The 21,912-nt window shown below is 63.4% G+C and carries 17 protein-coding genes; 3 read left to right on the top strand and 14 right to left on the bottom strand.

Annotation, left to right across the window (positions count from 1 at the left end):
* From WBN73_RS16295 to WBN73_RS16285, 3 genes are all read right to left on the bottom strand, one after another.
* Nucleotides 1-465, bottom strand: a complete 465-nt coding sequence (locus WBN73_RS16295; protein ID WP_337340808.1) for a VOC family protein — start codon at nt 463-465, stop codon at nt 1-3.
* The gene (locus WBN73_RS16290; protein WP_337340809.1) at nt 404-841 is read right to left on the bottom strand and encodes a MerR family transcriptional regulator; all 438 of its coding nucleotides are present in this window, start codon (nt 839-841) and stop codon (nt 404-406) included. The genes WBN73_RS16295 and WBN73_RS16290 overlap by 62 nt, the downstream gene beginning before the upstream one ends.
* A 213-nt stretch (nt 842-1,054) precedes the next feature.
* Nucleotides 1,055-2,260: an MFS transporter gene (locus WBN73_RS16285; RefSeq protein ID WP_207596068.1), complete on the bottom strand. Its 1,206-nt coding sequence runs from the start codon at nt 2,258-2,260 to the stop codon at nt 1,055-1,057.
* A gap of 145 nt (nt 2,261-2,405) precedes the next feature.
* Here WBN73_RS16285 and WBN73_RS16280 point away from each other — a divergent pair, with 145 nt between their 5' ends.
* Nucleotides 2,406-3,710 carry an HNH endonuclease gene (locus WBN73_RS16280; protein WP_337340810.1) on the top strand — a complete coding sequence of 435 codons (1,305 nt, stop codon included), beginning with the start codon at nt 2,406-2,408 and terminating at the stop codon, nt 3,708-3,710.
* Nucleotides 3,711-3,723: 13 nt separating this feature from the next.
* On the opposite strand, the gene WBN73_RS16275 is transcribed toward WBN73_RS16280, so the two are convergent.
* Both WBN73_RS16275 and WBN73_RS16270 read right to left on the bottom strand, forming a co-directional pair.
* Complete coding sequence (locus WBN73_RS16275; RefSeq protein WP_207596070.1) at nt 3,724-4,233, bottom strand: MarR family winged helix-turn-helix transcriptional regulator; 510 nt, start codon at nt 4,231-4,233, stop codon at nt 3,724-3,726.
* Nucleotides 4,234-4,275: 42 nt separating this feature from the next.
* On the bottom strand, nt 4,276-5,994 hold the full coding sequence (locus tag WBN73_RS16270; protein WP_337340811.1) for an AMP-binding protein: 1,719 nt from the start codon (nt 5,992-5,994) through the stop codon (nt 4,276-4,278).
* A 133-nt stretch (nt 5,995-6,127) separates the two neighbouring features.
* On the opposite strand from WBN73_RS16270, the gene WBN73_RS16265 reads away from it, so the two are divergent.
* Nucleotides 6,128-7,345 (top strand): acyl-CoA dehydrogenase family protein, encoded by a 1,218-nt coding sequence (locus tag WBN73_RS16265; RefSeq protein WP_207596072.1) that lies wholly within the window; start codon nt 6,128-6,130, stop codon nt 7,343-7,345.
* An 8-nt stretch (nt 7,346-7,353) separates the two neighbouring features.
* Here WBN73_RS16265 and WBN73_RS16260 read toward each other — a convergent pair whose 3' ends face one another.
* From WBN73_RS16260 to WBN73_RS16250, 3 genes are all read right to left on the bottom strand, one after another.
* On the bottom strand, nt 7,354-8,931 hold the full coding sequence (locus tag WBN73_RS16260; protein ID WP_337340812.1) for an APC family permease: 1,578 nt from the start codon (nt 8,929-8,931) through the stop codon (nt 7,354-7,356).
* Nucleotides 8,932-9,076: 145 nt separating this feature from the next.
* A complete protein-coding gene (locus WBN73_RS16255; RefSeq protein WP_280626345.1) occupies nt 9,077-10,729 on the bottom strand; it encodes a GMC family oxidoreductase in 1,653 nt (550 codons plus the stop codon).
* Entirely contained in the window at nt 10,730-12,241 is a 1,512-nt protein-coding gene (locus WBN73_RS16250) for an aldehyde dehydrogenase family protein (protein ID WP_337340813.1), read from the bottom strand.
* Nucleotides 12,242-12,367: 126 nt separating this feature from the next.
* Here WBN73_RS16250 and WBN73_RS16245 point away from each other — a divergent pair, with 126 nt between their 5' ends.
* Nucleotides 12,368-13,954, top strand: coding sequence for a molybdopterin-dependent oxidoreductase (locus tag WBN73_RS16245; RefSeq protein WP_242703502.1), 1,587 nt, complete (start codon nt 12,368-12,370; stop codon nt 13,952-13,954).
* A 51-nt stretch (nt 13,955-14,005) separates the two neighbouring features.
* Here the strand turns inward: WBN73_RS16245 and WBN73_RS16240 are convergent, their stop codons facing one another.
* The 6 genes from WBN73_RS16240 to WBN73_RS16215 form a co-directional block, all read right to left on the bottom strand.
* A complete protein-coding gene (locus WBN73_RS16240; protein WP_337340814.1) occupies nt 14,006-14,644 on the bottom strand; it encodes a LysE family translocator in 639 nt (212 codons plus the stop codon).
* A gap of 167 nt (nt 14,645-14,811) precedes the next feature.
* Entirely contained in the window at nt 14,812-15,702 is an 891-nt protein-coding gene (locus WBN73_RS16235) for a GNAT family N-acetyltransferase (RefSeq protein ID WP_337340815.1), read from the bottom strand.
* 123 nt (nt 15,703-15,825) lie between these two features.
* Entirely contained in the window at nt 15,826-18,816 is a 2,991-nt protein-coding gene (locus WBN73_RS16230) for a carboxypeptidase regulatory-like domain-containing protein (protein ID WP_337340816.1), read from the bottom strand.
* Nucleotides 18,817-18,909: 93 nt separating this feature from the next.
* On the bottom strand, nt 18,910-19,866 hold the full coding sequence (locus tag WBN73_RS16225) for a carbohydrate kinase family protein (protein WP_337340817.1): 957 nt from the start codon (nt 19,864-19,866) through the stop codon (nt 18,910-18,912).
* Nucleotides 19,867-20,000: 134 nt separating this feature from the next.
* Complete coding sequence (locus tag WBN73_RS16220; protein ID WP_207596080.1) at nt 20,001-20,795, bottom strand: ATP-binding cassette domain-containing protein; 795 nt, start codon at nt 20,793-20,795, stop codon at nt 20,001-20,003.
* A complete protein-coding gene (locus tag WBN73_RS16215; protein ID WP_207596081.1) occupies nt 20,792-21,838 on the bottom strand; it encodes an ABC transporter permease in 1,047 nt (348 codons plus the stop codon). The genes WBN73_RS16220 and WBN73_RS16215 overlap by 4 nt, the downstream gene beginning before the upstream one ends.
* Nucleotides 21,839-21,912 lie beyond the last annotated feature (74 nt).

Raw genomic sequence — 21,912 nt, 5'->3', positions numbered from 1 at the left:
TTACCGGGACCGATGGACATCAGTGGTGAAGCCCTTCCTCTTGGTACGTTCTTGCAGAGTTTCAAGTTCTTGGAAGAAGGTCAGTTGCCAGCCAGAAGGACCTTGAACTCTTCCGTTAATGGTCTCGAAGGGAGTTCTGGTTGCAGGTGCGAGCACCTTCAACCCAAACTCTTCGGCGGAGGTCATAGCGACTTCGGTGTTGTCCACCTCAAGGGCGATTCGGGCAGTAGGCCCTTCGACAGATGGTGCGTTCTCGATAGCGTCGATGTTGTGAATGTGTGTGCGTGTGGCGAGCTCAATCGTCGCCGCGGCGACGTTCAGTATTGCCACTCGATCCTCACCGTCGGTTGCGAAAGCAGGCTGTTCCGTAAGCCCAAGGACGTCACGGTAAAAATGCAGGGCGCTATCGAAGTCGTCTGTTTCGATGATCAAACGCAATTGTCTGGGCGGCTGTGAAAGATTCATGTCCATCATCTTGGAGGGTGACATGCGTGTCAGGTGCAAGTCCGTAGCGATCTCCTAGCCGTTTCAGCTGCCGAAGTTCGGCTTCGACGGTTTCTTTCTCGCTCTCCAGCCGCGCCCGCGCAGCTGTCACGGCCGCTAGAATCAGATCACGGTCTCTCTCGGGATTGAGCAAGGCAGGAAGCAGCGTGCGAATTACGGAGCTGCAAAAACCAGCTTCAAATAAGTCCTGGATTTGAAGCACAAGATGCTCGTCTTCGATCGAGTAAATGCGGTGGCCCGCCGAAGTCCGCTGCGGCTCAACCAAGAGCTGCTGTTCGTAATAACGCAGCGACCTGACGCTGACGCCAGTCCTCGTGGATAATTCTCCAATCCTCATACAACCGTCCTCGTTGAAGAAATCCGCCGTATAACAGTCAACTCCACGATGGGGGACTTTGTCCCCACCGTTGAGTTGCTCTCGGCGGAAATGCCGACGGGGGAACAGGCAGCCTTTGCTTCACTTGGGGCAAGACCCACCCTCGCTATGGACACGGTAGCCTTCCTCGGGTCGGGCCCAGGAGACCCTCTGCGGTTGAGGTCCGTGGGGAGATCAGCGATCTTCTTCCGGCCGACGTTCCCGCGGGTCCTTCCGAAACAACACCAGGAGCGGCAGGAAGTAGAGCGCAGCTACTCCCGCACCCACCAGCACCGGACCGCTGGCTCCCAGCGCGGATTCCAACGCGAAGCCGGCCATCCACGACCCCACGGCCGTACCCAGGTTGAATGCTGAAGTGCTAAGCGCTGAGGCAAGAGTGGGCGCATGCCCGGCATATCCAACTGCCTTCCCGATCAATATTGGGTTGGTGGCCATGCCGAAGAGGCCCAGCAGGAAGATCAGGACCACTGTCACCACGGCGTAGTGGGAGAACAGGAAGAGGGCTCCGAGAACCAGGAATGTCATGCCTGCTGAGATGAACAGGGCCGGGTACGGGTGGTGTGCCCCGAAGTGGCCACCCAGAGTGGATCCGATGAACGCCCCGACGCCGTACGCCATCAGCACCAGCGGAACCGCGGCTGCGGCAAGCCCAGTGTTCTCGGTGAGCAGCGGAGAGATGAAGGTGTAGGCGGCCAAGGAAGATCCGCACACCATCGCGCAGCCCGCCAGGACAAGCCAAACCCTCGAGTCCCGCATACTCGCCAGCTCAGCACGCACCGACGGGGTGGGTCCGGAAACAAGATCCGAGGCAACCAACCGGTACACGGCAACTGCACCCACCAGGGCCAGGCAAGCGAGTATCCAGAACGGTCCCCGCCAGCCAATCACCTGACCGGCAAACGCCCCAAGGGGAACACCCACCACGTTGGCAAGCATCCCGCCGCCCAACACCACCCCTAGCGCCCGCGAGGCTGCCGCAGCGCCTGCCGCTTTGGCACCCACGACGGCGGCTACCGCCCAGAAAGCGCCTGTCGCCAACGCCGTCAGGAAACGTGCGCCAAGAATGAGCGTGAAATCGGAGGTGAGCGCCACGATGACGTGACCAACAGAGAACACCACCAGCGCGAGGCTCAGCGTCAGCCGGCGTGGCAGCTTGAGGGTCAGGATGGACATCGTGGGAGTGCCCACGATCATGCCGACAGCAAACACCGTGATCATGAGTCCCGCACTTGCCACGGAGGTGCCTAGGTCACTGGCGATCTCCGGCAGTATCCCCGCAACAATGAACTCGGTGGTTCCCATCAGGAACACTCCGGCTGCCAGGACGTAGGTCACCAACGGCAGACGCCGGGTCTTGGCGGTGGGAAAGGTTGTGGTCATGGATCCAGAACATCAGGTTCACAGCGGGGGAGGGAGTCCCGCTTGAGGGAGGTCCTCCGAGGGACTCCCTTGCTGCGCAAAGGCTATGGGGCTCCGCTGTGATCGCTGACCTTATATTGTCAGTGCCTGCTGCCAGAGTAAAGGAATGGAACGAATTGGGGAGAGGCATACGGGCGCAGCAGTGGCGCTCGGGCGCGCTCCCGTCGTTGTGGATTCCGTTCAACCCGGCAGGGGCACAGCCAGCACCGTTAGCAGCGACCTGATCGAACAGTTGCGGGTCCTGGAGGAGATGAAGTCTGCGATCTCCGCTTTGCAGGCGCGGGTTGCTGTGGCGTTTGATCTGGCTCAACGTCAGGAGCAAGCCGAGGCAGGGGTCCCTTCCTCGGAGCGCGGCCAGGGCGTGGGAGCGCAGGTTGCGTTGGCCCGGCGCGAGTCACCAAACCGTGGGTCCCGCCTCCTGGGCTTGGCGAAAGCCCTTGTCACGGAGATGCCCCGCACCTTGGCGGCCCTGAAATCGGGGCACTTGAATGAATGGCGTGCCACGCTTCTTGTTAAGGAAACGGCCTGCCTGTCTGTCGAGGACCGTTGTGCTGTGGACCAGGAGCTCGCCCCCGACACCGGGACCTTTGACGGCAAGGGCGACAAAGCGATCACTGCTGCCGCAAAAGCTGCCGCATATCGGCGGGATCCGCGGTCGGTAGTCGGGCGTGCCAGCCGTGCTGCCGCCGAACGGACCGTCAGCCTCCGTCCAGCCCCGGACACCATGACGTACCTGACGGCCTTGCTTCCGGTTGCCCAGGGAGTAGCGGTCTACGCCGCGCTGACTCGAGCGGCTGATTCGGCCCGTTCCACTGGGGATGCTCGAGGTCGGGGCCAGCTCATGGCCGACACCTTGACCGAACGCATTACGGGCACCCCGGGCGGGATTTCGGGGATCAACCTGGATCTCGTTATGACCGACCGCACCTTGTTCCAGGGTGACAGCGAACCAGCCCGGCTCAAGGGCTACGGAATCGTCCCGGCTGAATGGGGTAGGGAGCTGCTCGGATCGGGGCAGGCAGCCCATGACCAGGACCTCACCGTTTGGCTTCGCCGGCTCTACACGGCTCCAGCTACGGGAGAGCTCCTTGCCACCGATTCCAAGGCCCGGCTCTTTGCAGGTGGGCTCCGGCGCTTCATCGAAATCCGCGACGACACCTGCCGAACGCCGTATTGTGATGCGCCCATCCGGCATATTGACCATGCGGTTCCGTGGCACGCCGGAGGGAAGACGAACTTGGCTAACGGCGCCGGTTTATGCGAGGCGTGCAACCACATCAAGGAAAACGCCGGCTGGAGCACCAAAGCCATGCCCGGTGACGTTCACACCTTGGAAATCAGCACCCCTACCGGGCATTCGTACCAATCAAAGGCTCCACCCCTGCCCGGGCACCGACCCTCCAGAACATAGAAAGGCAGAGGCGTTACTCCTCGGTGAAGTCCCCGGCATCCCTGCGGAAGGTGCCCAGCACGCGGATGAGGTGATCGACGTCGTCGTGCCCGAAGCCTGACTTGCCGAAAACCTCCGCGTTGAGTGCCGCCGTCGCCTTCTTGGCGAGGGTGCGGCCCTCGGCGGTGAGCTCAATCAGGGTGGTGCGGCCGTCGGTGGGGTGCGGAGAGCGTGCCACCAGAGCGGCTTTTTCCAAGCGGTCGACGGCGTTGGTCACCGAGGTGGGATGTACCTGCAGGAGCGCGCTGGCCTTGTTCATAGGCAGCGCGCCGCTGCGGGCGAAACTCAGCAGCGCCAGCAGCTCGTAGCGTGCAAAGGTCAGCCCGAACGGTTTGAGGACCGTTTCGATGCGGGCCAGCAGGATCTGCTGCGTCCGCATGATCGCGGTGATGGCGGCCATGGGCGCGGCGACGTCGCCCCAGCCATGCCGCTCCCAGTTGCGCTGGGCGTCGGCGATGGGATCGCGGGGGAGTGGCGTGCCCATGGGCCTCCTTCGGTTGCTTGGTTGGCCTGATCTTCCGGGTGGCTAGTCTTTCAGATTCGGGAACTCTTCCTCGGTGTATTCCACGCCCAAACCGGAGGGCAGCGGCCCCTCACCATGCCGGGCGACTTCCGTGCCGCGCAGTTCCACACGACGGATCTTGCCGGAGATCGTCTTGGGAAGCTCGCCGAATTCCAGCCGCCGGATGCGTTTGAACGGTGCCAGATGCTCGCGGCAATACTTCAGAATGTCCTCCGCGACTGCCGGTCCGGCTTCGTAGCCGGCAGCCAGAACCACAAACGCCTTCGGAACCGACAGCTTCACAGCGTCAGGTGAAGGCACGACGGCGGCCTCCGCCACTGCGGGATGTTCGATCAGGACGCTTTCAAGTTCGAACGGGGACAAGCGGTAGTCGGAGGACTTGAAAACGTCGTCGTCCCGGCCGACGTAGGTGATCACGCCGTCGGCGTCCCGGCTCGCCATATCGCCCGTGTGATAGTAGCCGTCGCGGAAGGCATCGGCCGTTTTCTCTTCGTCGCCGAAGTAGCTCTTCATCAATCCCACGGGCCGGGGGTCCAAGCGCAAGCAGAGTTCGCCGTCGTCGGCTTCCGTCCCGGTGTTCGGATCCACCAGGACGACGTCGTACCCCGGGAGCGGGCGGCCCATGGAGCCGATCTTCACCGGCTGGGCCGGAGTGTTGGCGATCTGGACCGTGGATTCGGTTTGGCCGAAGCCGTCGCGGATGGTGACTCCCCAAGCTTTCTCCACTTGCCCGATAACTTCGGCATTCAGTGGCTCCCCAGCCGAGACCACTTTGCGTGGCGGGCTGGTGAGCTGCGTAAGATCGGCCTGGATGAGCATGCGCCACACCGTGGGAGGCGCGCAGAAACTGGTGACGCCTTCGCGGCCCATTTGCTCCATGAGGGCGGCGGCGTCAAAGCGCTGGTAGTTGTAAATGAAGACCGTGGCCTCAGCGATCCACGGCGTGAAGACGTTGGACCAGGCGTGTTTGGCCCAGCCGGGGGAGGCGACATTCAGGTGGACGTCGCCCGGTTCCAGGCCGATCCAGTACATGGTGGACAAGTGGCCCACGGGGTAGGACGTGTGGGTATGCTCCACGAGCTTCGCCCGTGACGTGGTGCCGGAGGTGAAGTAGAGCAGCAGTGTCTCGTCCGCTTTTGTGGGGGCATCGGGCGTAAAGTCCGTGCCGGCGTCGTACGCATCTGCGTACTGTTTGGCGTCCGCGTCGATTCTCTCCGAACCGACCTCGATCAGGGCGTATTCACCCTCGACGTCGGCGAACTTGCCGATGTTGGCACTTCCGACGGCCACCCAGGCCGCACCGCCACGTTCAACGCGGTCCTGGAGATCACGGGCGCCCATGAGGGTAGTGGTGGGGATCATGACGATGCCGAGTTTGATGCCGGCGAGCATGAGTTCCCACAGTTCAACCTGGTTGCCGAGCATGATGATCATGTGGTCTCCACGCTGGACGCCTTGGTCCCGCAGCCAGTTGGCTACCTGGGATGAGCGTTCCGCGAGGTCCTTGTAGCTGCGGCGGGTGGAGCTCCCGTCCTGTTCCACGATGACCAAGGCGGGCTTGTTGCCCCGGGCCGGGTCCGCCGCGATCTGGTCGAACCAGTCCAAAGCGAAGTTGAACTCCTCAAACCGCGGCCACTCGAATTCGGCGTGCGCCAGCTTGTAGTCCTCACGCAGTTCCAGCAGCCGGTCGCGGGCCGCACGGAAGTCCTCTGTGACTGTCATAGTCCGCCTTTCGCCTTCGGGCTTCCCTGGCACCTTTGCCGGACATCCCGCCTAGTGATCCACATCACCTTGCAATATACTAGGACATCCAAGGGTTTGGAAGAGCCTGTGCGGGACATGACGAAGGGGTCTAATGCTCGACGACAAAGCTGCCGGCACCGTTACCAGCGGTGCGGCACCAGAACGCGTCCTCCCTCCTTATCCGGAGGCGGACTTGATGCACGTAGTGGACCTGCTCCCGGCCGGGGAGCGCTTGCGGTACTTGGAGATCAGGGAGTTCCTGCAAACGCGGATCCGGGCGGCCAGCATCGAGTACTGGAACCGGGAGGAGTTCCCGTTCGGGCTGCTGGCTGACATGGCCAAGTTCGGGCTCGGTGGACTCCAGACAGACGGCTCCACCAAGCTCTTCAAGGGCCTCATGTACACCGAGGTGGCCCGGGCGGATGTTTCACTCTCGGCGCTGGTGGGCATCCACAATGAACTCATCGTGGGCATGATCGACGAGCTTGGATCCCCTGAGCAGAAGCGCAGGTGGCTGCCTGGGTTGGAAGCTTTCACCCAGCTTGGCGCCTTCGCCCTCACCGAACCGGATCACGGCTCGGACATCGCCGGAGGACTTTCGACGACGGCGCGGCGCGACGGCGGCGAATGGGTCATCAGCGGTGCCAAACGCTGGATCGGGGCAGGGACGATTGCCGACTTCGCATTGGTGTGGGCACGGGACGAATCCGACGGCCACATCAAGGGCTTCATTGTGGAGACGGACCGCCCCGGTTACTCGGCCACCAAGATCTCCAACAAGATCGGCCTGCGCATCATGCAGAATGCGGACATCGTGTTGGACGAGGTGCGTATTCCGTTGGAGAACCTCCTGCCGGGGGCCACGGAGTTTTCCCGAGCCAATGACCTGTTGCGCGATTCCCGGGCCTGGGTGGGGTGGCAGGCTGCGGGGATTCAGTTGGCAGCCTTTGATATTGCCCGTTCTTACGCTTTGGAACGCAAGCAGTTCGGCAAAGAGCTGGCTCGCTTCCAGCTGGTCCAGCAGCAGCTTGCCGACATTCTGGGCAACGCCAACGCGTCGTTGTCCATGATGGTCGAGCTCGCCCGGATCCAGCAGGCCGGGAAACTCCAGATGGTGCAGGCGGCCATGTGCAAAGCCACCACCACCCGGCTGGCGCGTTCCTCAGTTGCGATGGGCCGTTCCCTGCTGGGCGGGAACGGAATCACCACGGACTATGAGATGGCCAAGCTCTTTGGCGACGCCGAAATCCTGTACACCTACGAGGGCAGTTACGAGATCAACTCCATGATCGTGGCCCGCGCGGTGACAGGGAAATCGGCGTTCGTCTAAGTAGCGGGCTAGGAGTTCTGGGTTACCACTTGGGGAGAGTCCTCGGGAGTGACCAGGGCGGCGTGCTCGGCCAGGACCCCGGTCCTGTGCCTGATGCGGAGACGGTAGAGCAGCGTCCCGCCGATGATGACCGTGCCAACAAAGATCACGCCTCCCCATTGCAGGTACCACTCGAACGGCGGCACCGAGTTGTAAATCTCCGGCCGCGGCCACACGAGGTTCAGCGTCATGGCGCCGCCCCACAGCACGGCCAGGATGTTCACAGGCAGCCCCCACTTGCCGAGGCTGAATCCCGGTTCTGATCCGTCGTCCTTCAGGGGCCACTTCTTCAAGAACCGGCGCCGCAGCATGGGCACGGTCACCAGCAGGTAGGACAGGTAGATCAGCACGATGCTGATGCTGGAGAGAATGGTGAAGATGGCCGGCTGGGAGATGTTGACGATCAGCGGGATGACGGCAACTATGCCGATGACGATGGCAGCAACGGTGGGCGTTTTCCGGGTGGGGTGCACTTTGCTGAGCTGACGGCTGAAGGGAAGGTTGTTGTCCCGGGCCATAGCGAACATCATCCGGATGGCTGCTGCATGGACGGCGAGGGTGCAGACCACTACGGCTACCACGATGCAGGCCAGGAAGGCCTTGCCGAACGGGCCGCCGAGTACTGAAAGCACGATGTACTGCAGTCCGCCGTCAGCCGCCCCCAGCTTGGGATCGGAGAGATCGGGCGCGGCCAGGATTCCGCCGAGGAGGAGTAAGCCTCCCAAAAGGAAGGAAGCCGTGACGGCGCGAAGGATCGCCCTGGGAGCAGTCTTCTTGGGGTCTTTGGTTTCTTCGCCCAAGGAGCTGGCGGTGTCAAAGCCGTACATGACGTACCCCGAAGCCATGGCAGCGATGAGGAACACTCCGAAGAAGCCCAAGGGATGTTCTTCACCGAATCCGGCGGTATCAAGGAGGACTTCCGGCCCCCGCACGGAGTGCCAGAGAAGCGCCGCAATGAGCAGGACGGCCGCAACCAGTTCCACGAACACGCCCACGCTGTTGATCATGGTCATGAGTTTCACGCCGAACGCGTTGATCAGTGTGGAAATACCGATCATGATGCTGGCCAGGATGACCCCGTTGACTGCGAAGTCGTAAGGACCTGTTCCGTCGCCGACCAGCTGGAAGCCGCTCCAGATTTGCGGGAGGGTGATTTGGAGGGCCAAGGCAACGGAACCCAGAGCCATGATGGAGGAGAGCAGCAGCAACCAGCCCGCCAGCCAGGCCCACGTTCCAGTCGAGAGCCTCTTGGCCCAGTTGTACACCGACCCGGCCACCGGATAACGCCCGGCCAATTCCGCGAAACACAAAGCGACCATTAGTTGGCCTACGAAGACGATGGGCCACGACCAGGCATAGGCGGGTCCCGCCGTCGAAAATCCGAAGTAAAACAGTTGAAAAACGCCGGTGAGAATGGAGATATAGCTGACGCCGGCGGCGAAGCTGGCGAACTTACCGATGCTGCGGTCCAGGGTTTGGGCATAGCCAAACTCGCCCATGCCGCTTGCATCGCTCTTGCAGGGTCCTAATTTGCTGGGTTCTGACATGCGAACTCCTAGTTCAGACGTGCACGAATGGTGATAACCTGCGGCCGCCATTGGTCGCAGTCGAAATCAAAGGCCGGGCACCACGCTGTGCCTCCGGCTGTTTCCCCCATTGTTTGTTGCGTGGGTCTAAAAACAGGGTGCCTGTTCAGGCGACAGACAAGCTGAAGCCGGCTTCCGCCGTCGTGGACTCCTCCGTTCGGCTGTTGATGAGATCGGCCTTGATGAAATCGGCGCAGCGCTCGCCGATCATCATCACGGTGATATTCGGGTTGACGGTGACGTGTTCCGGCATGACGGAGGCATCGGCCACACGCAATCCGGTCACCCCCTTGACCCGCAGTTCGGGATCCAAGGGCGACATTTCGTCGTTCACTGGTCCCATGCGGACGGTGCCGACCGGGTGGTACACGGTGTTGTGCGTTTTGCGGATGTAATCCTGCAACTCTTCGTCGCTCTGCGCTTCGATGCCAGGGGAGAGCTCCCGACCGGTCCATTCAGCCATGGCCGGCTGCGCCGCGATTTCCCGGGCCTTGCGGATGCCGGCCACCATGACGCGCATGTCGTGGCCGTCGGGATCGGTGAAGTAGCGGGGGTCCACCATGGGCTTGTCCCGGAAGTCCCGGCTGCGCAGCCGAACCGTGCCGCGGGAACGCGCGTGGGTAACGTTCGGAGTCAGGCTGAAGCCGTTCTCCGTGGTGGGGTAGCCGTAGCGCAGGGTGTTCATGTCGAAGGGGACGGAACCGTAGTGCATCATCAGGTCCGGGCGGTCCAAGCCCTCTTCGGTGGGAGTGAAGATGCCGATTTCCCACCACTGGGTGGAGGTCTGCACCATGGGCTGCTTGGCTTCGAACTGCACCACACCTTCCGGGTGGTCCTGCAGGTGCTCGCCGACGCCTGGGGAATCCACCAGGACCTCGATGCCATGCGCGGCCAAGTGTTCGGCCGGGCCGATGCCCGAAAGCATAAGAAGCTTGGGCGAGTCGATGGCACCGGTGGACAGGATGACCTCGCGATGTGCGTCCAGCCTGTGCGTGCGGCCGAAGGCCGAATCCACGACGTCGACGCCGGTGCAGCGCTTGTCCGCGTCGAACACCAGTTGGCGGGCCCGCAAGCCGGTCAGCAGCGTGAAGTTCTCGCGATCCACAATGGGGTGGATGTAGGACACCGAGCTGGAGGAACGCGTCCCGTCCGAGCGGCGGTTGATCTGGAAGAAGTTGGCGCCGTTGATCACGGTGGTGCCGTCATTGAACTTTGCCCGGGGGATTCCGGTCTGCTCACAGGCATTAAGGAGTGCGACGCCGGCGGGATCGTGTGGGGGAACGTTCATCAAGTGCACCGGGCCGTCGTGTCCGTGGTGTGGAGCTTCCGGGCCTGCGTCCTCGTTGCTTTCCAAGCGCTTGTACAAAGGCCAGGCGGCAGCAGCATTCCAGCCGGTGGCGCCGTACTTTGACTCCCATTCGTCCAGGTCTTCGCGGGGAGCCCAGAACGCGATGCAGGAGTTGTGGCTGGAGCAGCCGCCCATGACCTTGGCTCGGGCATGGCGCATGAAGGAGTTGCCGTTTTCCTGCGGCTCAACAGGGTAGTCCCAGTCGTAGCCGGATTCCAGCAGCTCCATCCAACGATCCAGCTGCAGGATCTCCGGCAGGTTGCGGTCATCCGGGCCCGCTTCCACCAAGGCCACGGTGACGGAAGGGTCCTCGCTCAACCGGGCGGCGACGGCAGCTCCGGCAGATCCTCCGCCAATGACGACGTAATCGAACCCGCGCTCGCTGAGGTTCTCAATGGTGTCAACGTGCATCTATTTCTCCTTGCCGTGGTCTGCGAACCAGCCGGTCACCTGGGGGCTGGTGTTCTGGTAGATGTGCTTGGCTTCCTGGTACTCACCCAGACCGGTGGGGCCGAGTTCGCGTCCGACGCCGGACTGGCCGAAGCCGCCCCACTCGGCCTGTGGAAGGTAGGGGTGGTAGTCGTTGATCCAGATCGTGCCGTGCCGCAAGCGGCCCGCTACCCGCTGGGCCTTGCCGGCATCCTGGGTCCAGACGGCACCCGCCAGCCCGTAGATGGTGTCGTTGGCGGTGGCCACGGCTTCGTCCTCGGTGCGGAAGGTTTCCACTGTTACTACCGGGCCAAAGGCTTCGTCGATGACTACCGACATTCCCCTGGTGACGCGGTCCAAAACGGTGGGCTGGTAGTAGAAGCCGGCGTCGAACTTTTCGCCCTGGGGGGCCGCGCCGCCGCACCGCAGCCGCGCGCCTTCGGCCACGCCACGCTGGACGTAGGCGTCCACTTTCTCCCGGTGTGCCGCTGAAATCAGCGGTCCGGTTTCGGCAAATTCATCGAACGGGCCGCCGAGGCGGATGTCCTTGGCCTTGCGGACCAGTTCGTCGACGAAACGCTCGGCAATGGATTCCTCCACCACCAGCCGCGCCCCGGCGGAGCAGACCTGGCCTGAGTGCACAAAGGCACCGTTCAGCGCATTGTCGACGGCGGCCTCGAAGTCAGCGTCAGCGAAGACGACGTTGGGGTTCTTTCCGCCGAGTTCCAGCGCGACCTTCTTTACCGTGCCGGCGGCGGCCGCGGCAATGCGCTTGCCGGTTTCCAGGCCGCCGGTGAAGGAAACCAGGTCAATGTCCGGGTGCTCCGACAGCGGTGCGCCCACTTTTACTCCGGGGCCGGTCACCAGGTTGGCGACGCCGTCGGGTAGGCCCAGGTCCTGCAGCAACTGCATGGCCAGGATTGCGGTGGAGGGGGTCAGTTCGGCAGGCTTCAGGACGAAAGTGCAACCGGCGGCGAGTGCGGGGGCGATCTTCCACGCAGCCTGCAGCAGCGGGTAATTCCACGGCGTGATCAAACCGCATACTCCGACGGGTTCGTAGACGATTTTGCTGACGACGGCGGGGTCCCCGGCGTCGACCACCCGGCCCGCCGACTGCCCGGCGAGGCGTCCGAAATATTCGAAGCAGGCGGCGATGTCATCGATGTCGATGCGGCTTTCGATGATCCGTTTGCCGGTGTCCAGCGATTCGGCGCGGGCAAACTTCTCGCGGCGTTCGCGCAGTTCCGCGGCAACCTTGAGCAGGAACGCGCCACGCTCAGGAGCGGGGACGTTCGCCCAAACTCCGGAATCGAACGCCTTGCGGGCTGCGGAAATGGCGCGCTCGGCGTCTTCACGGTCGGCTTCGGACACCGTGGCGACCAGTTCGCCGTCGGCCGGGTTGTGGATCTCGCGCACCGCGCCGGACGCTGCCGGCTCCCACCGGCCGTTGATGAAAAGGGTGGAGGCGGAATCGGAAAATGTGGCTTGGGTCATACGAAGCAGGCTAGTGCATCTTGAACATCTGTTCAAGGAAAATTATGAACAGATGTTCAAAGTGCCCCTGTATGTCAGGAGGCTGCCGGCACCCATCCCTGCTCCCGGCCGCTACGAACCACTGACATGAAAAAGCTCGGACTCCGGACCAAAGGCCCCGAAACCATGGCAGCGCTGGCAGGCGTGGTGTCGGCCGCCGTCGTGCTCGCCGTCGCCGAGCTGATCGGCGCCTTCTTCACTGCCAGGGCAACCCCGGTGTTTGCGCTGGGATCGACGTTCATCGACTTCACGCCGTCGTGGATGAAGGACTTTGCGATCGCCACATTCGGCACTAATGACAAGGCCGCACTGTTCGTGGGCATGGGCCTGACCATCGTCCTGCTGGCCTGCGTCCTGGGTGTAGTGGCCTACCGGAAGTGGGCCTTGGGCGTCCTGGGTGTGCTGTTCATGGGCGTGGTAATTGTTGCCAGCGTCCTGACTCGAGCCGGGGTTGGACCCGCCGACGCCATCCCTTCCGTCCTGGGAACCATCTCCGGGCTCATCGTCCTGCGCCGACTCATTGTGCCGTTGTGGGGGTTGAAAGCATGGCCGGAAGCGCCTGCCGACATAGCCGCCGACGTCGATACCCAAGGAGGCGGAACCGGCACGAGCCGCCGTCGCTTCTTTGCTGCGGCCGGGATCACCGCCGTCGCCGCCGGCATCGCGGCGACCGGTGGGCGGCTCCTGGGTGCCGCTCGCAACAATGTCGCCCAGGCCCGGGAGGCACTCCGGCTGCCTGCGCCAATCAAGGCCGCGCCTCCTGTGCCGGCGGGTGTCCAGTCCCCGGTTCCGGGAGTCTTACCCTGGCTGACACCGAACAACGACTTCTACCGGATTGATACGGCGCTGAGCGTCCCGGAGATCAACGTCAATGATTGGTCACTGCGGGTGCACGGAATGGTTGAGGAAGAGGTCACCCTCACCTTCCAGGACCTGCTCGACGCCGATCTGATCGAATCGCACGTCACCCTCACCTGTGTGTCCAACCCGGTGGGTGGAAAGCTTGCCGGAAACGCCAAGTGGCTGGGCCTGCCCATCCGCGAAGTTTTGAAAAGGGCAAAGCCGAAGGACGGCGCGGACATGGTGCTCTCACGCTCCATCGACGGTTTCAGCGCTTCCACTCCTCTGGAGGTCCTCCAGGATGACCGCGATGCCATGCTGGCGATTGGCATGAACGGTGAGCCGCTTCCGGTGGAGCACGGATACCCCGTGCGCATGGTGGTTCCGGGACTGTACGGATTCGTCTCCGCCACCAAGTGGGTAGTGGAGTTGGAGGTCACCCGTTTCGCGGACAGCAAGGCCTACTGGACGGAGCGCGGCTGGTCGGAACGTGGCCCCATCAAAACCATGGCACGGGTGGACGTACCCACGTCCTTTGCGAGATTGAAAGCAGGGAAGGTAGCTGTGGGCGGCACCGCTTGGGCCCAGACCCGGGGAATCACCAAGGTGGAAGTCCAGATTGACGACGGCGATTGGGTGGAAGCAACCCTCTCCGACGAAGCCTCCACCATCACGTGGCGCCAATGGTCCTACGAATGGGATGCCACACCCGGCATGCACTACGTCAAGGCCCGGGCTACCGACGCCACCGGTGAAACCCAGACCGAGAAGCGCGCCGACCCTGTGCCTGATGGAGCTTCGGGTTGGCCGTCGGTGATGGTGACGGTGGAGTAGCGGTTCACGTTGGCACACGCCTACCGTGACCAGCCGTGCCCTTTGAGCTGCCTATGTTTTGTTGCCGGTGAGGGCAAGACTTCCGCCGAGGCCGATCATCATGACGCCGCCGCCGGCGCTCATGCGGGCGAGGCGCTTTGGGTTCCGGGCGAACCAGGTGCGCGCGGTGCCTGCGGCCATGGCCCATATGGTGTCGCTGGCAAGGGCGATCGTGAAGAAGATCATTCCGAGGGCCGCCATTTGGAGGGGGATGGCGCCGTGGGCGTAGTCGACGAATTGGGGCAGGACTGCGACAAAGAAGACGATGGTCTTGGGATTGGTCACGCCGACCGTGAATCCTTCGCGTAGGAGCCGGAAAGAGGACGGCGAAGTCCTGGCTGTGGAGGAGGTATCGGTGTGGTCGTTGCGGTGACGAAAGGCCTGGATGCCGAGATAGACCAGGTAGGCAGCACCGATGAACTTGATGGCTGTGAAGACAATTATCGATTCAGCAACGATGGAACCCACACCGAGGGACACGAGGGCGACGGCGGGGAGCATGCCGAGGGCATTGCCGACCACACTTAGGACGCCGCTCTTTCGTCCGAGGGCGAGCGAGCGTCCGCTCACGAAGAGCACGCTTGGACCCGGGACGACGATGAGCGCGAACGCCGCAAGGGCGAAGGCCCAGACGCTGGCTGCGGGTAGCATGTTGAGCTCCAATCGACGGCAGGATGACGTCAACCGAATGTATCGCACTTCGGGTCCCGAGAGGATGCGGGATGTCGTCGGTAGACGCCGCAGTGGACTCCTACCCCCTGAGGCCGAAATACGCCATCCCGAGCAGCAGGCACTGGCCCTTGGCTGCGCCGACAGCTTTATGCGCGTGGCTCATGCTCACCGCGTGACATGTCCACGACAGGCGTTGCAGGGACGAACCCGGCCGCGAGGTAGGTCGCCAGCGCGCCCGTATTGGCCCCTTCGGCGGCCACCACGGCGCTGGATGAACCCATCTCCCGCAGGGCAGCGGCTCCCGCACGGGTGATCGCCACCCCGTAGCCGAGCCCACGATGGTCCATGTGCACGCCCATAGGTTCGATAAGGCCGGGACGCCCCGGTCCGGCAGACCATACTGTTGTCACCGCGACCGCCCTGCCTTGCGCGTCGAAGGCGACGAGGTTGCGCGATGTCCCTGCGAAGGGCCCGGCGGTCATCGCCAGCCAGCGGTTGACGAGCGTCTGCCTCACGACATCATCGAGTGGAGTGCCCCGGAACGCGGACCAGTGCACTCCTACCCATTCTCCGGCCCGGTCCTCGTCGATGGTCTCGATCAGGGTGCAGGTCGGCTGGACAGGTGCGGAGAGATCCAAGCGCAATGGAATCCACGGTTCGTCCTCTTGCCAGCCTCGTTGTCCCAGGATTCGCGTCAGAGCGCTGGCGCCTCGTGCCTCCACCGTCGCCTGTCCGGAGGCGAATACGCCGACTTCAGGGTCTTCGATCGAGTCTGCGATCCGCCGTGCAAGGCCGGCGTCGTCGCGTCGCGTCGGGTCGATCGCCAGACGAAGGAGCTGCGGGCCATCGAGAAGACCGATGGCGGCCGGTGTCGCACCGTCCGCCCAGATCCTTATCGCTGATGGCGTCTCGTCGGCGCCGAGCCGCGAATACCAGCCGAGGTCACCAGGATGGAGGTGGACGGGGCCTCCATCCACCTGCCATCGAGCGAGTGTCTCTCCAAGCTGCGCGAGCCGTGAAGCATCGGTCATGTTCATCTCTGCCTCCTGAAACGGTTTGCGGCCCTTGATCGAGTCCCGACAGGAAGACGACGACGGCGGTGCTGCCGCCGTCGTCGTCTCTTGGATCCCGTCACTAACGTCAGTTAGGTACGCTGATGCTCAGCCGATCAGGGCCGTGGCAACTGAGTAGCGGGCCAGTGCGGTGTACGCAGTCTTGGTGCCTGTCACGCGTACTTTAATGGCACTTCCCTTGTCCGCGGCGACCAGTTTGTACGTCTGGGCGGTGGCGCCCGAAATGGCAGTACTTCCGCGGAACCACTGGTAGGTCAACGTCACCGGGGCAGGACCCCAGGCGCCGGGTGTCGCGGTGAGCGTGCTGCCCACGGTTGCTGTGCCTGCGACGGTGGGAGTGGGCCCGGTCAGTGTGCCCGCCGTGACGGCTGCAGTCGCAGCGGAGGTCTTGGCCGCCGTCGTGAATCCGGTCTTTGAGCCCGTGACTCGAACGGTCATGGTCTTGCCCAGGTCAGCGGCAGCCAATGAGTACGTAGCTGAGGTGGCGCCCGTGATCGCGACGCCGCTCCGGTACCACTGGTACGCCAGCGTCACAGGGGCAGGACCCCACGCGCCTGGCACAGCCGTGAGGACCGAACCAACTTTCACCGTCCCGGACACCGTCGGTACCGGCGCGGTTAACGTTCCCACCGCGACGGCGGCAGTGGCTGCGGAGGTTTTCGCCGCCGTCGTAAATCCGGCCTTCGTGCCTGTGACCCGAACGGTCATGGTCTTACTCAAGTCAGCGGAAGCCAGGGAGTAGGTAGCTGAGGTGGCGCCCGTGATCGCGACGCCGCTCCGGTACCACTGGTACGCCAGCGTCACAGGGGCAGGACCCCACGCTCCGGGAACAGCCGTCAACACCGAACCAACTTTCGCTGTCCCGGTCACCGTCGGCACCGGCGCGGTCAACGTTCCCACCGCTACGGCCGCAGTTGCAGCGGAAGTCTTCGCCGCCGTCGTAAACCCGGCCTTGCCGCCCGTAACCTGGACGGTCATGGTCTTACCCAAATCCGCGGCAGCCAATGAGTAAGTAGCTGACGTGGCCCCGGTGATCGCGACGCCGCTCCGGAACCACTGGTAGGTGAGCGTCACTGGGGCAGGTCCCCACGTCCCGGGAACCGCAGTGAGCACAGAGCCAACCTTCGCTGTCCCGGACACCGTCGGCACCGGTGCCGTCAACGTGCCCGCCGCGACGGCTGCAGTCGCAGCGGAAGTCTTCGCCGCCGTCGTAAACCCGGCCTTGGTGCCCGTGACCCGAACGGTCATGGTCTTACCCAGATCGGCGGCAGCCAGAGAGTAGGTAGCTGACGTAGCCCCGGTGATCGCGACGCCGCTCCGGAACCACTGATAAGCCAACGTCACAGGGGCAGGACCCCACGTCCCGGGAACAGCTGTCACGACAGAACCGACCTTCGCCGTTCCGGACACCGTGGGAACCGGAGCGGTCAACGTGCCCGCCGCAACAGTGACAGAGGCCTGGCCGTAATAGGGCTGGAGCGGCCAGTCGTGGACGCTGAGTCGTACGGTGACTTTTTTGCCGGCGTCGGAGGTTTGCAGAAGGAACGTGGGCCCGTTTGTCCGGTAGTCCTGCACACCGTTGACGAACCAGTCGTAATACGGGCCAAAATCAGGGGCGGGGTTCAAGGTGCCGTGGTCAACGGTCAGGGTGTTCCCCGCGCTGGGCGTGCCCAGGAGGGTAAAGGGCTTGGAAGATGTGACAGCCTCGGCTCCGGATTTGCCGCCGTGGACCGAGGTGGTGTGCGGGGCGTATCCGGTCTTGGTTCCGGTGACTTTTGCCCAGATGTCGTACCCGGCATCAGCCGCGGTGGGGGTGTAGACAGTGGTGGTGGCGCCGGCGATGTCCTGTAGTTCGGAATTATCCTTGGAACGCTGCCACTGGTAGGCGAGGGTCACCGGAGCCGGTCCCCAAACGCCGGGATCGACCGTCAGTTTCTGTCCCGCCTGGGCTGAACCGTAAACGTAGGGCCTATCGGGTGTCAGCGACAGCCCTGCTACGTCCAGCTGCATGGTGAGCTTTACCCGCTGGCCGGCAGAAGTCGCTGTCAGAACGGTTGCCGTGTCCTTGGTGGGCGTGTTGTCGTAGCACTCGGCTTTGTACCGCTTATCGCGGGGCGCGCCCTCGTAGACCGTGTCCGAGACGCAGAGCTTGTACTTCTTGCCTACTGTCATGCGCCAGTAGATCTTGCCCTGCGCATTCGAGGTCAGCGGGCCCATCTGGGGCCCTTCCCAGGCTGCCGTTGCGTCGTTGTAGACCCACGGGATATACCCGACGTCGGCAATCGGCGCACCCGCCGGGTCGACGACAGTGGCCTCCATGAGGGTTTCATCCTTGAGGACGAAGTTCACATTGGTCCATGCGACTCCGGCGGGGACGGTAGCGACCGTGTAAGTGTCCACGGTGCCGGTGCCGGTCCAGTACTGCTCCAGGTAGAGGCGCTGGCCCGACTCATCCCGAACGCTGATGTAGGCCTGGTTGGGCGGGATCTTGGTGAGGGTGAAGTAGCCGTTGGCGTCCGGCTTGGTGCTGCTCACTTGTCCGCCGTTGTTGGGTGATGCTGAGACGGACACCGCAGTCAGCGGCTGGCCGGCCTTGTTGGTGACCCGGCCAGTCATGCTGCCGAAGGCTTCCAATTGCGGGTTGTACGTGGTGGTGGGGGCAGCATCGGTAACGGCAACCGGCGTGGAACCGTAGGAGCTTGATTGGTTCGAGTTCCACTCTGAGGCGTACGTCGCGGAGCAGGGCCCGCTGCTGCAGGTGGTCCATATTTTGTAGCTGCCGGAAGCCGGCACCGTGAAACTGTAGGAGCCATCGGGAGCAGACCACGCACCGGCAACGAAGTCGGCCCGGTCGTCATTGGTGTACGCACCCACCCAAACGTCGCCCAGCGCAGTGGCCGTTGCGGTGGCTGTCAGTTTTCCCTTGACAACGCCCTTGAAGGTGTAGGTCGCGGCCGAGGCGGGCGCGATCCCGGCGAAGAGACCCGCGGCCACCAAAGCGACAGCCGCCAGGATGGCCCACACCCCCTGCCGTGTTCTGTGGAACGGATGGTCGGCGGCAGGTCGCGGCAACGGCATGGGTAAGGTCCTTTTCCCCAAAAAAGTGACTGAAGGGACCGAGCGGTCCTCTGCCATCGTAGGCGTCGTCCCGCAGCAGTGCCATGGGGAGTTCTATACGGCGGCGAGCGGCTGCTGTTCGAGTCCTTCCAGACGCGCTTGAAGTTCGTCGGAGGTCGGGGGGGTGGCGCCGGCCCGGCTGACGGTGATCGCTGCGGCCAAGGCTGCGGTCTGTCCGATGCTTTCGAGGGCTGGTGAAGCAAACGCCTTTTCGCCTCTGGCCAACAGTTCAAAGATGAGGGCCGCCATGTAGGAGTCGCCGGCGCCGATGGTGTCTGCAACGTGGGTCTTCGCTGATGGGACGTTGAGGCGTGCTCCGGGTGTGGCCAGGAGCGCACCTTCAGCGCCTCGGGTGATGACGGCCAGCCGGGCCCCGTGATTCAGGAGTCGGGAGGCGACGTCGTCCAGGGAGGATGCGGGGTACAACCAGTGCGCATCTTCGTCACTGAGTTTGATGACGTCGGTGAGGGGGAGCAGGTCCTCGAAAATCTGCTTGGCTTCGGCATGGCTGCCAAGGAGGGCCGGGCGGATGTTGGGGTCGTAGGTGACCAGGCAGGAGTCGTGGCTTTGTTCCAGAAGCGTGCGCACAGTAGCGGCTCCCGGGGCCAGGAACGTGGCGATGGATCCGGTATGGAGGACTTTCGGGATCGTGGCCGGTGCTACGGGTGCAAGTTCCCAGCGGATGTCGAACTCGTAGCTGGCCGAGCCGTCCGTTGCCAGCGTTGCGGTGGCCGTGGCGGTGCGCTCCAGGGATGTTGATCCGGGAAGCAGCCGGACACCTGCGCTGTGGAGGTGGGTGGTGATGGCGGTGCCGTGTTCGTCCTCGCCGATCGCTGTGAGGAGCCCGGTCGGTACCCCGAGGCGGCCCAGGCCGTAGGCGACATTGGCGGGGGAACCGCCAGGGTAGCTGATGGTTCCTTCCCGGGTGTTCACAATATCGACCAGGGCTTCGCCGATGACGAGGACGTCCGGTTGGTTATGGGCAAAGTCGCCTGGGTGAAGGTTGTGCATCTCGGTTCTTTCGTCGGGTTGCTGGTGGGACGGGGGAGGCATGGGTCCGTCCGCAGACCGGTTGGCAGGTCTGCGGACGGAGAATAGGGTTTCCGATGGGTCGGAAGGCCCGGACGGAAGGCCCGGTGTGGCGCTTAGGCTTTGGCCGCGCCTGTCATGATGGCGACGGCGTCGGTCATTGTGTGTGATTGCGGGGTGATGGTTGCCGCGCATTTGCCGAGGCGCTGGATGTGGATGCGGTCTGCAACGTCGAACACATGAGGCATGTTGTGGCTGATCAGGATGACCGGCAGCCCTCGGTCGCGGAGGTCCCGGACCAGCTGGAGCACCTGGTTGGATTCGCGGACTCCCAAGGCAGCCGTCGGTTCGTCGAGAACCACCACCTTGGATCCGAAGGCCGCTGCACGGGCCACGGCGACGGCTTGGCGCTGGCCACCGGAGAGATTCTCGACCGGCACGGTGACGTCCTGGAGAGTGGAGATGCCAAGCCGGCTCAGCTCTTCCTTGGCTTTCCTGCGCATGCCCTTGGTATCGAGGATTCGGAACAGGCTTCCCAACGGTCCGGGGAGTCGCTCTTCCCGGCCGAGAAACAGGTTCGAGGCAACATCGAGGGCCGGCGAAACAGCCAGGTTCTGGTAAACAGTTTCGATGCCGTGGACGCGGGCGTCCTGCGGCCGTTTGAAGTGAACCTGCTGTCCGGAGACGAAGAGTTCACCGGTGTCGGGAACTTCGGCGCCGGTGAGGCATTTGATGAGTGTGGACTTACCGGCGCCGTTGTCGCCGATGATGGCCAGAACCTCGCCGGGGTAGAGGTCCAAGCTGACACCGTCGAGACCGACGACGCGGCCGAAGGTCTTGACGAGGTTCCTGGCCTTGAGGATGGGCTCGCGGGTTTCGGTGCGGGGGGCTTCAAAATCTGTGGTGGTCATGACTTGACCTTTCGGATCCATTGATCGACGGACACGGCAATGATGATCAAGATGCCTACGGCGAGGGTCTGGTAGAGCACGTCCAGGCCAGCGAGGGAGAGGCCATTGCGGAAGACGCCAACGATCAGGGCTCCGAGAAGCGAGCCCCAGATGGAGCCACGGCCGCCGAAGAGGCTGGTGCCGCCAATCACGACGGCGGTGATGGAGTCCAGGTTCAGGTCGACGCCGGCGTTAGGGCTGGCGGCATTGGTACGGCCGATCTGGATCCAGGCGCCGACGGCAAGGACTGCACCGGCAGCAAGGTACACGCTCATCAGGACGCGGTTGACGGGAATGCCGGCCAGCCGGGCTGCTTCCTTGTCATCGCCCACGGCGTAGACGTGCCGTCCCCAGGCGGTCTTGCCCAGAATGAACGCTACGGCCACGTAGAGGAGGAGCATCATGACCACACCAGTGGAGATCCGGACGGGGCCGATCGGGAAGGTGCTTCCCAGCCAGGTGAGCATTCCTGGCATCGCGGAGCCGCGCACGGTGCTTCCGCCAGAGTAGAGCAGCGTCAGAGCGATGAAGATGTTCAATGTTCCCAGCGTCACGATGAACGGTGGCAGCCGGAATCTTGTGACCAGGAAGCCGTTTAATGCTCCTGAACCAAGGCCGACGACCAGGCCTGCCAGCAGCGCAACAGGCCCTGGAATGCCGTTGCTGACCGCAAGTTGTGCGATCACCATTGAGGACAGGATCATGACCGCGCCTACGGAGAGGTCAATGCCTGCTGTCAGGATGATCAGCGTCTGGGCGATCGCCAAGGTGCCCACCACGGCAACCTGTTGAGTAATCAGGGACAGGTTCTCAACGCGCAGGAAGCGATCATTGAGGAGCCCGAAGACCACCACGGCGATCAGCAGCACAATAGCCGGGCTGAGTGCTGGGTATCGGTGGAGGAGATTGCGGATTCTGCTGAGGGGCGTCTGGCGGTCGAGGAATTCCTCGGCCAGGTCAGCATGCCCCGCGCTCGGGGGGCCGGCGGTCTGTTGCTGGGTCACTTGGGTTGCTCCTGAACTTCCATGTTCTGTAACTGCTGGGCATGCGGGGAGACGCTGGTTGGAGCGTCTCCCCG

This window comes from Paenarthrobacter sp. CCNWLY172 (assembly GCF_037402035.1).
Classification (GTDB): Bacteria; Actinomycetota; Actinomycetes; order Actinomycetales; family Micrococcaceae; genus Arthrobacter.
Note: the sequence above shows the minus strand (reverse complement) of the source record. Positions and strands in the feature narration are given on the sequence as shown.